The sequence below is a fragment of the Oceanobacillus sp. B139/18 genome (assembly GCF_055524595.1).
The window spans coordinates 588,732-601,306 of record NZ_JBVFXI010000002.1 but is presented as its reverse complement, the minus strand read 5'-3'; the positions used below and the strand labels follow the sequence as shown (position 1 = coordinate 601,306).

The 12,575-nt window shown below is 41.0% G+C and carries 12 protein-coding genes; 11 read left to right on the top strand and 1 reads right to left on the bottom strand.

All coding sequences use genetic code 11. From position 1 onward, the window contains the following. Positions 1 to 9: 9 nt before the first annotated feature. From ACZSMY_RS10300 to ACZSMY_RS10260, 9 genes are all read left to right on the top strand, one after another. The gene (locus ACZSMY_RS10300) at positions 10 to 1,623 is read left to right on the top strand and encodes an extracellular solute-binding protein (protein ID WP_193063033.1); all 1,614 of its coding nucleotides are present in this window, start codon (positions 10 to 12) and stop codon (positions 1,621 to 1,623) included. Between the two features lie 196 nt (positions 1,624 to 1,819). Then, positions 1,820 to 3,433, top strand: coding sequence for an extracellular solute-binding protein (locus tag ACZSMY_RS10295; protein WP_193063194.1), 1,614 nt, complete (start codon positions 1,820 to 1,822; stop codon positions 3,431 to 3,433). An 80-nt stretch (positions 3,434 to 3,513) separates the two neighbouring features. Continuing rightward, positions 3,514 to 4,461, top strand: a complete 948-nt coding sequence (locus tag ACZSMY_RS10290; protein WP_042532558.1) for an ABC transporter permease — start codon at positions 3,514 to 3,516, stop codon at positions 4,459 to 4,461. A 13-nt stretch (positions 4,462 to 4,474) separates the two neighbouring features. Continuing rightward, positions 4,475 to 5,362 carry a carbohydrate ABC transporter permease gene (locus tag ACZSMY_RS10285; protein WP_042532559.1) on the top strand — a complete coding sequence of 296 codons (888 nt, stop codon included), beginning with the start codon at positions 4,475 to 4,477 and terminating at the stop codon, positions 5,360 to 5,362. A gap of 20 nt (positions 5,363 to 5,382) precedes the next feature. Then, positions 5,383 to 6,000 carry a YesL family protein gene (locus ACZSMY_RS10280; RefSeq protein ID WP_193063035.1) on the top strand — a complete coding sequence of 206 codons (618 nt, stop codon included), beginning with the start codon at positions 5,383 to 5,385 and terminating at the stop codon, positions 5,998 to 6,000. 22 nt (positions 6,001 to 6,022) lie between these two features. Further along, on the top strand, positions 6,023 to 7,174 hold the full coding sequence (locus ACZSMY_RS10275; RefSeq protein WP_226894778.1) for an exo-beta-N-acetylmuramidase NamZ family protein: 1,152 nt from the start codon (positions 6,023 to 6,025) through the stop codon (positions 7,172 to 7,174). Positions 7,175 to 7,285: 111 nt separating this feature from the next. After that, a complete protein-coding gene (locus ACZSMY_RS10270) occupies positions 7,286 to 8,161 on the top strand; it encodes a MurR/RpiR family transcriptional regulator (protein ID WP_084613031.1) in 876 nt (291 codons plus the stop codon). Between the two features lie 97 nt (positions 8,162 to 8,258). Then, positions 8,259 to 9,212: a GNAT family N-acetyltransferase gene (locus tag ACZSMY_RS10265; RefSeq protein ID WP_465147755.1), complete on the top strand. Its 954-nt coding sequence runs from the start codon at positions 8,259 to 8,261 to the stop codon at positions 9,210 to 9,212. Positions 9,213 to 9,301: 89 nt separating this feature from the next. Beyond that, complete coding sequence (locus ACZSMY_RS10260; protein ID WP_465147754.1) at positions 9,302 to 9,709, top strand: cytidine deaminase; 408 nt, start codon at positions 9,302 to 9,304, stop codon at positions 9,707 to 9,709. 73 nt (positions 9,710 to 9,782) lie between these two features. Here the strand turns inward: ACZSMY_RS10260 and ACZSMY_RS10255 are convergent, their stop codons facing one another. Beyond that, complete coding sequence (locus tag ACZSMY_RS10255) at positions 9,783 to 10,976, bottom strand: MFS transporter (RefSeq protein ID WP_193063041.1); 1,194 nt, start codon at positions 10,974 to 10,976, stop codon at positions 9,783 to 9,785. Positions 10,977 to 11,223: 247 nt separating this feature from the next. On the opposite strand from ACZSMY_RS10255, the gene ACZSMY_RS10250 reads away from it, so the two are divergent. After that, positions 11,224 to 12,144 (top strand): VOC family protein, encoded by a 921-nt coding sequence (locus ACZSMY_RS10250; protein ID WP_465147753.1) that lies wholly within the window; start codon positions 11,224 to 11,226, stop codon positions 12,142 to 12,144. Next, complete coding sequence (locus tag ACZSMY_RS10245) at positions 12,145 to 12,567, top strand: DUF1801 domain-containing protein (RefSeq protein WP_465147752.1); 423 nt, start codon at positions 12,145 to 12,147, stop codon at positions 12,565 to 12,567. Positions 12,568 to 12,575 lie beyond the last annotated feature (8 nt).

Sequence of the window (12,575 nt, the reverse complement as noted above, 5' to 3'; positions counted from 1 at the left end):
GGTTTTTGAGTGAAAAAGAATAAGAAAATCTTATTTCTATTATGCATCTCCTTTTTTTCCGTGCTGGTTGCGTGCAGTAAGGATGAAAAAGAAGCTGTCGGGGGAAGTGAGGATGCACTCGAAAATCTGAATCAAGAAGGGATGCCAATCGTGGAGGAGGAAATCACGATTGATGTATTTGCAGGTAAAGCTGCTTCAGCGGCAGATGATTGGAATGATGTTCCTGTTTTAAACGAATATGAAAAAATGACGAATATCGATATGAACTGGAATCAGGTTCCGGTTGACGGGTTAGAAGAAAAAAGAAATTTAGCGTTAGCAAGCGGCGATTTGCCGGATCTTTTCTATGGTTCTTATATGCCTAATTCTGATTTATATAAATACGGCGAGCAGGGCATTTTCATTCCGCTTAATGATTTGATTGATGAATATGCTCCCAATATCAAGGCATACCTGGAGAAATATCCTGAAATCAAACAAGGAATCGCATTTCCAGATGGAAATATCTACGCCATTCCCCGGTTAAGAGATCCAGAATCGCCGACATCCTTGATGGATGATAAGCCATGGATAAACCAAGAAATCCTGGATGAGACCGGAATGGATAATCCGGAAACGACGGACGAATTTTATGAATATTTAAAAGCAGCCAAAGAATTATCCGTTGATGGAAATGAAGTGATTCCATTTAGCAGTGTGTCGATGGATCGTTTATTCCATTGGTTGACCGGTGCATTCGGAGTATCGAATAAAGGAATTTTGCATCCTTCCATTGATGAAGATCCGGAAACGGGAGAACTGCGTTTTTACCGTACAGCGGATGAGTATAAACAATTGCTTGAATATATGAACAAACTATATACAGAAGGCTTGATTGAACAAAATATCTACTCGATTGAAGTCGATCATTTTCTGGCGAATGGAGCAGAAGGAAAATATGCAGCCATGAACTTCTTTAATCCTAAGGATTATTTTGGAGAAGAAGTCGGGGGACGTTATATTCCAGGTAATGCACTGGAAGGTCCGAATGGAGATAAGCTGTTTACCTCTGTCATTTCACCAGTAAATAGTCTGGGGCATTTTTCCATTACCAATGTCAATGAAAACCCGGAAGCAACGATTCGCTGGATTGACTATTTCTGGAGTGACGAAGGGGCGAAGATGTTCTTTATGGGATTAGAGGGAGAAACTTATGAAGAAACGTCGGATGGGCCGGAATTAACGGAAGAAATTACAAATAACCCAAATGGGTTAACGGTTCAAGAAGCATTGGCGCAGTATATCATTAACCCGGGCGGAGGACATCCAGTAATTGAAAATCCGGAATATTCGACAGCACCTGAATTTCAGCCGGAAGATCTCGAAAACGCAGAAAACATGGCCCCCTATCTGATTGAAGAGCCTTGGCCGTTTTTCTTCTATGAAGAAGAGGAACAGGCGGCGCTGGATTCTTTAGGGGCGGATATTCAGAAGTATGTTGGAGAGATGGAAGCACAATTTGTTACGGGAGAAACGTCCTTTGATGAGTGGGATAATTATGTGAAGACATTGGAAGAAATGGGTCTGGATGAGTATATGGAAATTCAAAACGAAGCACTGAAACGCTATGAAGAAGGACAGTAAGTAATAGCCTCATTAGAAAACTTGGCATTCGGATGAATGCCTTAGTTGGGACTGCGATTACTCGTCCCATCGAAGAGCTTTTGCACTTATGCAAATAGGGAAGTTTATATTTGCCAAGTGGAAAAAAGGGAGAAGCCCCTTCCTTTTTTCCGCCTTATATTAAAATAAAAAAAGCTTGGAGGTACTTCCTGTGAAAATGAAAAAGAAATTCATGATGCTGGCAGCTGTGCTGCTGATTGCTTTATCGGCGTGTAATAACGACGATAAGGCTGATGTCGGCGGCAGTGAAGAGGCGTTAAATAACTTAAATACAGAAGGCATGCCAATTGTAGAGGATACGATTGAATTAGAGGTTTTTGCCGGGAAAGCAGCAACGACGGCGGATGATTGGAATGATGTGCTGCTTTTGAATGAATATGAAGAAATCACAAATATGGATATCACATGGAATATGGTGCCGGCAGATGGATTGGAGGAAAGAAGAAATCTGGCTCTGGCCAGCGGCGATTTGCCGGATGTATTTTACTCTGCTAACCTGCCTGTTTCCGATGTTCAAAAATATGGAAGTCAGGGCACATTTATCCCTTTAAATGATTTGATTGAGGAATATGCGCCAAATATCAAAAAGGTCCTTGATGAAAACCCGGATATTCGGAAAGGGATTACGTTCCCGGACGGAAATATCTATTCCATCCCGACCGTCTATTCCCCTGATTTTTCGTCCTTATTGATTGGAGCAAAAGGGTGGATAAATGGAGATTGGCTGGAGCAATTAGAGATGGATAATCCAGAAACAACCGAAGAATTCTATGAATATTTGAAAGCGGTGAAAGAAACAGATTTAAATGGGAACGGAAAAAATGATGAAATTCCATTAAGCAGTGTAGCGGAAATGTCCCGTATCATTCATTGGATTTCAGGAGCATTTGGGGTTCAAAACCGCGGGCAGCTTCATACCTTGATCGACAGTGACCCAGATTCAGAGGATATCCGTTTTTATCCGATTGCGGATCAATACAAGGAAATGTTGGAATATTTAAATAAGCTTTACGAGGAAGGGCTGATTGAGCAAAATATTTATTCCTTGGAAGTCGATCAGCATTTAGCAAGTGCGGCAGATGATCTTTATGGCGCTGTGCAATTCTATAACCCAATGGAATTATACGGAAAAGAAGTAGGCGAGCAGTTTATCCCGGGCAATGCTTTAGAAGGTCCGGATGGAACAAAAATGTATACGGGGATCACCTCACCGGTTCTTTCGTTAGGGAACTTTCTGATTACCAGTGAAAATGAAAACCCTGAAGCGGCATTAAGATGGATTGATTATTTCTGGAGTGAAGAAGGACAGAAAATGTTCTTTATGGGCATCGAAGGAGAAACCTATGAAGAAACAGAGGAAGGTCCGAAGCTGACAGAAGAAATCACGGATAATCCAGACGGCTTAACGCTGACACAGGCACTTGCCAAGTATATTATCAATCCCGGCGGCAATCACCCGGTTATCGTTACAGATGAATACTTTACCGGTTCAGAGAATGCGCCGGCAGATGTAGAAGCTGCGGAACAGCTGGAGCCGTATTTGATTGATGAAATTTGGCCGGCATTTACGTATACAGCTGAAGAAAATGACCGTATCGCTGTATTGGAAACAGATTTACAAAAATATGTAGAAGAAATGCAGGCTGGTTTTATTACGGGAGAAAATGATTTCTCTGAATGGGATGCCTATGTGGAAACGATTCAAGAGATGGGCTATGACGAATATATGGAAATCCAGCAGGCAGCCTATGAACGCTATCAAGAAAATTAACGGCTTGTCATCCTGAACAGAAGTTGAATTTATCGGTGTCTGGAGGGGAATCCAGACACCGATAAATAGGGGGGTAAAGAATGAAGGGAGTTAAAAATGACGTTTCTGTCCCAGCCCAAAGTAAATTTTATCAAGTGAAAAAGAATTTTGCCCGTAATTGGCAAATATATGTCTTTTTGCTTCCGGCGGTTGCGTATTTTATCATATTGCATTATATCCCGATGTACGGTGTCCAGATTGCCTTCAAGAACTTTTTTGCCAACCTTGGAATCTGGGGGAGCCCTTGGATAGGATTTGATCACTTTGAGCGTTTTTTTAATTCGTATTATTTTTGGAGGCTGCTTAAAAATACACTGGTTTTAAGTGCGTATCAATTAATCTTATTTCCATTGCCTATTATTCTCGCACTCTCTCTGCATGAAGTGAGAAATAGAATGTTTAAAAAGTGGGCTCAGACATTAACCTATGCGCCGCATTTTATTTCTGTCGTTGTTGTGGTAGGGATGATTGTTATCTTCTTAGACCCGACAACAGGCTTAGTCAATCGTCTGATTGTTGTTTTTGGCGGAAGTCCGATTGATTTTCTGACAAGCCCAGGCTGGTTCCGGCACATTTTTACATGGTCTGGTGTCTGGCAAACGCTCGGATGGGGATCGATTATTTATCTGGCGGCATTATCCGGTGTTAATCCGGAATTACATGAAGCGGCAAAGGTGGATGGTGCATCCCGGCTGCAGCGTATTTTCCATATTAATATCCCAAGTATTTTGCCGACAATCGTTGTGTTATTTATTTTAAATATCGGCAGCTTTATGACCGTCGGCTTTGAAAAAGTGCTGCTGATGCAAAATAATTTAAATGCCAAAACATCGGATGTAATCCAGACATTTGTGTATCAAACAGGTCTGCTGGAAGGGCAATACAGCTTTGCGGCGGCAATCGGGCTGTTCGATTCAGCAATCAATATTGCATTGTTGGTCGTGTTTAATTATACAGCCAGAAAGGTAAGCGGCAACAGTCTATGGTAAGGAGGTTTAGAAGATGAAGAGGTTTACGCTCTCAGATAGAGGATTTGACTGGATCAATACCATATTTCTTCTCATTATTTTAGTATTGATTGTCTATCCATTGATCTTTGTTCTAAGTGCCTCTATCAGTGATCCGCAAGCAGTCAGCTCAGGCAGGATGTGGCTCTGGCCGGTCGATATTACGTTTAAAGGATATGAGCGTGTATTTGCCAATGATGCTATTTGGCTCGGCTATAAAAACACCATTATTTACACATTTGTAGGAACGGCCATTCACTTATTTGTTTTATTGCCTTGTGCATACGCCTTGTCACGTAAAGAATTAATGGCTAAAAAATTTATCCTCTGGTTTATTTTATTTACCATGCTGTTTAACGGAGGTTTAATACCTACGTACCTTGTTGTCCAATCCCTGGGAATGCTCGATACAATGTGGGCAATTATTATTCCGAACGTGGTAGGAGCCTGGTCCATTCTGGTTGCAAGAGCCTTTTTCCAGCAAAGTATTCCGGATCAATTAGTAGAAGCATCTAAAATTGACGGAGCTTCTGATTTCTATATATTTATACGGGTTGTATTGCCGTTGTCTTTGCCGATTATTGCGGTGATGGCACTGTTTCATGCAGTGAATTTATGGAACCAGTATTTTAACGCTTTGATTTATTTATCCGATCGTGATAAGTACCCATTGCAATTGATTTTAAGAGAGATTCTCGTGGTGAACCAGATGCAATTGAATGATCCAGGCGGGTCAGCCGAATCGCTGGTGGATCAGGTAAAAACAGCCGGTCTGATCAAATATGCAGTGATTATTGTATCGTCACTGCCATTATTATTAGTTTATCCATTTGTCCAGCGATTTTTTGTACAGGGTGTATTAATCGGATCGATTAAAGAATGAAATAGACGGGAGGGATGGCGATGAACGGATTTATAGATGGATATTATCGTTTTGCTGTATGGATTACGAGATTTGCTTATCTCAATTTACTATGGATTGCTTTCTCGCTGGTCGGACTTGGTGTAGTTGGATTTTTCCCGGCTACGGCAGCGATGTTTGCAGTGGCGCGGAAGTGGGTCCATGGAGAGAAGGATATTCCTGTCTTCCAGGTTTTTTGGAAAAACTATAAAAAAGAATTTCTGAAAATCAATGTTTTAGGATATCTACTGGCTGGAACAGGATATCTCATGATAATGGAATTTCGAATTTTACGGACACAGGAGCATATCGCCTATACGATGGCAAGCTTTGCTGTTGTCGGATTGTTTTTGTTATTCACTGTGATTGTGCTCTATCTTTTCCCTATTTATGCCCATTTTCAATTACGGGCAGTGGACTATATCAAATGGGCACTGCTTATTGGAATCGGTCATCCTTTATTAACCATCTTTCTTCTGGGCATCGTCATGGCGCTTATCTACCTTTTGTTTATTACCATTCCCGCTGTCCTCTTTTTCTTTGGCGGAAGTGTGATCGCATATATTTTGATGTGGGGAACGCATTTAACCTTTACCAAAATGGAGGAAAGCCTTGCATAAATGATGTACGGAGGTGGAACGATTGGTACGGTTAGGTTTGGATATATTTTTAGAGAAAGGATATAAACGAGTGGAAGGGCAGCGGATTGGCCTGGTTACGAATATGACAGGAGTAAACGAAAAACTGCAGCCATCCATCGATTTGTTTACGGAGCATCCGGCAATTCATCTGACGGCCTTATATGCTCCGGAACACGGCATCCGCGGAGATGCGAAAGAAGGGCAGGAGGTATCCTCTTCCATAGATGCTAAAACAGGGCTGCCGGTATACAGTTTGTACGGAGAGACAAGAAAGCCAAGTCAAGAGATGCTTGCAGATGTGGATGTGCTGGTCTTTGATTTACAGGATATCGGTTCAAGATACTATACGTACATTTATACCATGGCTTATGTGATGGAGGCGTGTATGGAATATGGAAAGAAGCTGATTGTCCTTGACCGGCCCAACCCGGTGTCCGGTCTTAACATGGAGGGGAATCTGGTCGAACCGGATGTGCGTTCCTTTGTCGGTTTGCTGCCAATCCCGAATCGGCACGGCATGACTATAGGGGAATTGGCATGGTTATTTAAAAAGGAATTTGCTTACGCATGCGACCTTTCTATTGTGCCGATGGAGGGCTGGAAACGCCGTATGTATTTTGATGATACGAATTTATTCTGGATTCCGCCATCGCCGAATGTGCCTGTGGTTGATACGGCTATTTTATATCCTGGCACCTGTCTTTTGGAAGGAACCAATGTATCCGAGGGAAGAGGGACAGCGAAACCGTTTGAGTGGATTGGCGCTCCTTTTATAGAAGGGCAGAAGCTGGCGAAAGTATATAATGATAAAAAAATTCCTGGCGTGCTCGCCCGCCCTGTATCTTTTGTTCCGACTTATCAAAAACATGAAGGTGAAATCTGTGGCGGTGTACAGCTTCATATCGAAAACCGCCATACACTTCATGCCTTACGAGCAGGGGTCACTTTAGTGGAAACCATCGCAGCACTCTATCCGAATCAATTTCAATTTATCGAAAATGAAAATGGGAAGTATTTTTTTGATTTACTGGCAGGAACCAAGCGTTTAAGGAAATACATCTTAGCTGGAGAAGCAGAAAAGTATATAGAGGAAGGCCAACAGGAGCTGGGGAAATTTAAAAAAACGCGAAAAAAATATCTTTTATATCGTTAGAATCATTACGGCAGTTATGCATCCCTCTACAATTACTGAACCGAGGAGTTATTGGATTTAATCAAAAACAGGTTCTTCTGTGAAGAGAGAAAAAGAAATGAGTTGATCCTATTGCCTTTTATAAACGGTGGAATAACGAGAATCAATGAAATGCTTTTGAGTCTCCCGCCATCTGAAAAGAAGATTGCTGATTATATTTTAAAAAACCCGGAAAAAGTCATTTCATTAACTGCCAAGGAGCTCGGGAAACGCAGTGAAACAAGCGGCGCAGCAGTTATCCGATTATGCAAGTCTTTGAATTTGAAGGGTTTTCACGATTTGAAAATCCGTATTGCGGGTGATTTGCAAAGAAAAGAAGAGTACGGATTCCGCGATATTGATCCGGATGAAACGTCCTTATCGATTATTGATAAAATGACAAATAACAGTATTCAAACGATAAGAGAAACAGCACAATTAATTGATATTGATCAACTGCAGACAGGAGTCCAATGGATGAATGATGCCTCAAAAATCTTATTTATCGGTGTCGGTGCATCGGGGATGATTGCACAGGATGCAGTTCAAAAATTTATCCGGATTAATAAAAACGCCTATGCCTTTGAAGACATGCATATTGCGGCGACAGTCATTGCCAATATGAGCGAAAACGATGTTGTTTTTGGTATTTCTTTTTCAGGAGAAACCGTTGAAATTGCAAATATGCTTCATCTTGCCAAAAAAAGAGGTGTGAAAACAATCAGTCTGACTAAATACGGAAAATGGCCGGTTACCGAGCATGCAGATATAAAGCTGTATACATCTACAACGAGAGAGCCTATTTTCCGGAGCGGCGCCACATCATCCCGAATCGTACAGCTGCAGGTCATGGATATTTTGTTTATGAGTGTAGCTGCCTTACAATATCCTGTTACCGTAAAGCATCTGGATGAGACAAGAGACGCGGTGGATTTCTTTAAAAAAGGGAATGAAAAGATAAAAAAATAAAGAAGATAAAAAGTGTTGCAAGGCTTCTTATTGCGGCATCAGAACAAGAATAAAAGCTTACTATACACATCCTCAAAAAAGAAAGGAGATGTGAAGCATGAAGCTGGAATCCTGGAATGACAGAAGAATAGATGCACTGGTTCAATTATGGAATCAGGAAATAGGAAAACATTTTCCAATGCGGAAGGAGTTGTTTAAACAAAATAGCTTTGAGGATGAGAATATATGTGAAAAAGCCTCCGCAATTGCTATCGATGAGGAAAATCATGTGGTCGGATTTGTTGTTGCAAAGAGATATCAGGAAAAACAGGAAGCGGGTATGAGTAAGGAAATCGGATGGATTCAAGTGCTTCTTGTGGCGGAGAACCGGAGAGATCAAGGAATTGGCTCTTTATTGTTAGCAAATGCTGAAACGCATTTAAAGGCTGCCGGTGTAAAACAAATTCTGCTGGGACGTGATCCATGGCATTATTTTCCCGGTATCCCCATGGAATTGGCAGAAGCAAAATCCTGGTTTGAACAGAAAGGATATCAAAACAGCGGGATAGAGCATGACATGATACGAAAATATCATAACGACGATGTAGCGGCAGTCCCCAAAATAACAGGGATAGAATGCCAGGTGTTAAAGCTGGAAGATAAGGACTTATTTCTTGATTTTTTACATCGGTGTTTCCCGGGAAGATGGGAATATGAAGCGATTCATTATTTTCAAAAGGGCGGTACAGGAAGAGAATTTGCGATTTTAAAAAAAGGACAGCAAATCATTGGGTTTTGTCGAATGAATGATGAAAAATCACCTTTCATCGCTCAAAATGTATACTGGGCTCCTTTGTTTCAGGAGGAATTAGGTGGGATTGGGCCTTTAGGAGTGGATGCGAACGAACGCGGGAAAGGATATGGATTAGCTGTTGTGGAAGCAGGAATCGGTTTTTTAAGAGAACGGGGCGTCTCCCGCATTGTCATTGATTGGACAGGGCTGACAGCTTTTTATAATAAATTGGGATACACTGTTTGGAAGAGCTATGCTGGGTATAGTAAGGATTTGTAAATACGTATTTGTTTTAAATGTATAGAAACAAACAGAAGTTAATTGCTGTTATACTAACAATAACAAAACAAAAAATTGGAGAAATGAATATGAATATAGAACAACAACTTTATAAAGTAGCAGCAGACTTAGTAAAAAAGAGATATCCTTCTGGCTGGGGCGGTGCAGCGGCGATGTATATCGAATCTGGCCATATATTGACAAGCGTTGCCCCGGAGGTGATTAATGCTTCTACAGAATTATGTATGGAAACAGGAGCGATTTTAGAAGCACATAAACTAAATACCAAAATAACGCACTCAATTTGTATTGCCAGAGAGGATGAAAATGCATCATTCGTTATCTTAACGCCATGCGGTGTTTGTCAAGAGCGTCTTTTTTACTGGGGAGAAGGCGTAAAAGCAGCAATAACAAATTCGAATAATGAAATTGAATTTAAAGCGTTAAAAGAGCTACAGTCGTATCATTGGTATAAGGCTTATGAAAATGAGGGGTGAAATACAATTTTAACAAGAGCGAGAAGAGGAGGGCTAAATATATTTGGCCCTCCTCTTCCTATATTCCCATATGCTATTCATAAGCCTCTCCAGAAACTCTAAACAAAGACTTATCCTCAATTTTATGCGTAACAAACATCAGAACAACGCCAAAGAAAATCATTCCACCGGCGACAAAGGTGATTTCTCTATAGGAAAATTGATTCGTTAATAAGAGACTGCCTAATGTTGCCCCAATCGAATTTGCTAAATTAAATACAGATGCAGCTATCGTTCCCGATAAGGCTGGCGCTTCTGTTGCTGCCAAGATGATCTTTGCATTTAATATTGGTGTGGTTCCAAAGGTTCCGGCACCGAATAAGAAGCAGGCAACATACGTCAAGATTGGGTTCATAAATAAGAACGTAATGGCAATCAGCACAGTGCCTAAAATAGTCATCGCTACAATTAACCGTTCCGTCAGTACTTCAGGCTGAATACTTCCAGAAACAAAATTACCAATAACTGCGCCTAATCCAAATAAGAATAAAGCAATTGTAATACTGGTTACATCAAAGCCTGCAATATCTCGAAGCATAGGCTCTGTAAACGTATAAGCGGTAAATACCCCGGAAAAGCCAAAGACAATAACGGCAATCAGCATCCAGACATTTTTATTCTTCAATACTGCCATCTCATTTTTCAACTTAGGAGTTTCATTTTGTTTTATATTTGGTGTAACAATCATAAGGCCAATTAAATTAATAACGCCCATTGCTGCAATAAACCAGAAAACGAGTCTCCAATCAAGCACGCCGCCGATATAGGAACCAAAAGGAACGCCAAGCATAATGGCAATCGTCAGTCCGCCCTGCACAGTAGCAATGGAGCTGGTACGTTTATGAGGCTGGGAAATTTCAACTGCCATGCTCATACATAGTCCAAAGAATGGGGCATGCATGATTGCAGAGAAAAGTCTGGAAAGAAGCAGTACCTCAAAGGTTGGAGCGGTAGCCGCAATGATATTACTTATAATAAAGATGGATATAAGTGCGATAAGCAGCGGCTTCGGTGAAAATTTAACCGTTAATATCCGAAGCAGCGGACCGCAGACAGCAACACTGATCGCGTAAACGCTGAGCAATAAACCAGTTGTTGAAACGGGCACATCTAAATCCGCCGCAAACTGTGTTAATAAACCAGTAACGGCATACTCTGTCATGCCAATCGCAAATGTACCAATCATAAATACAAATAGAATCGTATTACGGGAGAATTTCATCGTCATTTTAACACTTCCTTTCTGTCCGTCTAAAAAAACAATAGCACTATCATAGTGGAACAGAGACCTATTGTCTAGGTATCTGTTTGAAAAAAATAAAGAAGTAATTTTCAGATTAATGGAAGCGCAGTGCATTTATTTTCTGTAAAAAAATAATGTTTTTAAGAACAAGAAAAAGAGCAAATGAAAAGAAGTAGAAAAAATAAAAAATGGTATAATAAAAGAACCTTGATAGCATGAAGGAGGAAAAATAATGACAGCAGATTCAAACAACATTGTGCCCCACCTTTGGTTTGATAAAGAAGCAAAAGAGGCAGCAGCATTTTATACGTCCATTTTTCCGGATTCGAAGATAATCAGTGAAACGATTATTCCTGACACCCCATCAGGAGATTGCGATTTGGTTTCTTTTGATTTATGGGGGCAGCGATTTATGGCAATCAGTGCAGGACCGTATTTTTCATTTAATCCATCCATTTCGTTTATGGTAAATTTTGATCCGGCAAGAGATGAGAACGCTGCAGAACAGCTTGAAGCAGCTTGGGAAAAGCTGTCTGATGGCGGTGTTCCGCTGATGCCGCTTGACTCGTATCCTTTCAGTAAGAAATATGGCTGGATACAAGACAAATATGGATTGTCGTGGCAGCTTATTCTGACGAACCCGGAAGGCGAAGAACGCCCGCCAATTCTGCCATCCATGATGTTTACCGGAGAAAATGCAGGAAGGGCGGAAGAAGCCGTTCAATTTTATTTATCCATTTTTAACAACAGCAAAAAAGGGAATATGGCTTATTATCCCGCAGGAATGGAACCAAACAAGGAAGGCGCGGTTATGTTTTCAGATTTTGCACTTGAAAATGTCTGGATAACGGCAATGGATAGCGGACTGGAGCATGGTTTTCAATTTAACGAAGCTGTTTCTTTGCTGGTTAACTGTGATACACAGGAAGAGATTGATCATTATTTTGAACAGTTGTCAGCTGTACCTGAAGCAGAGCAGTGCGGCTGGTTAAAGGATAAGTTTGGTGTGTCCTGGCAGATTTCTCCCAGTGACCTGGATGAAATGATGGGGCAGGGAGCAACCCCGGAACAAATTGCCAGAGTGAACCAGACAATGATGCCAATGAAAAAATTGAATATAGAAATATTGCGAAAGGCATATGAGGGGAAATAAATGTATCAATTAAAAACGAAAGAAACAGATAGCAATGTCATGGAATTTATTGAGCAGGTAGAAAATCTGAAAAAGCGGGAGGATGCATACCGTCTGTTGGATTTATTTACAGAAGCAACGGGTTTTGAGGCGAAAATGTGGGGGCCGAGCATTATCGGTTTTGGCAGGTATCATTATAAATATGATTCTGGTCATGAAGGAGATGCCCCTTTAGTCGGCTTCTCTCCGCGTAAAGCAAAAATCAGTCTTTATTTTGCGACAGGTGATACAGAGCGGGAGCATTTGCTTGCGAGGTTTGGCAAGCATACAACTGGCAAGGCCTGTGTGTATATTAATAAAGTAGCAGATATTGATGAAGAAATATTAAAGGAATTAATCAAACAGTCGGTGACGTTTTTACAGGAGAAGTATCCGGAAAAGTAGGTGGATTC

Excerpts from the sequence above, each read along its gene's own strand:
- ACZSMY_RS10295 (WP_193063194.1), top strand. The coding sequence starts at position 1,820 with ATGAAAAAGAAATTCATGATGCTGGCAGCTGTGCTGCTGATTGCTTTA.
- ACZSMY_RS10290 (WP_042532558.1), top strand. The coding sequence starts at position 3,514 with ATGAAGGGAGTTAAAAATGACGTTTCTGTCCCAGCCCAAAGTAAATTT.
- ACZSMY_RS10285 (WP_042532559.1), top strand. The coding sequence starts at position 4,475 with ATGAAGAGGTTTACGCTCTCAGATAGAGGATTTGACTGGATCAATACC.
- ACZSMY_RS10280 (WP_193063035.1), top strand. The coding sequence starts at position 5,383 with ATGAACGGATTTATAGATGGATATTATCGTTTTGCTGTATGGATTACG.
- ACZSMY_RS10265 (WP_465147755.1), top strand. The coding sequence starts at position 8,259 with ATGAAGCTGGAATCCTGGAATGACAGAAGAATAGATGCACTGGTTCAA.
- ACZSMY_RS10260 (WP_465147754.1), top strand. The coding sequence starts at position 9,302 with ATGAATATAGAACAACAACTTTATAAAGTAGCAGCAGACTTAGTAAAA.
- ACZSMY_RS10255 (WP_193063041.1), bottom strand. The coding sequence starts at position 10,976 with ATGACGATGAAATTCTCCCGTAATACGATTCTATTTGTATTTATGATT.
- ACZSMY_RS10250 (WP_465147753.1), top strand. The coding sequence starts at position 11,224 with ATGACAGCAGATTCAAACAACATTGTGCCCCACCTTTGGTTTGATAAA.
- ACZSMY_RS10245 (WP_465147752.1), top strand. The coding sequence starts at position 12,145 with ATGTATCAATTAAAAACGAAAGAAACAGATAGCAATGTCATGGAATTT.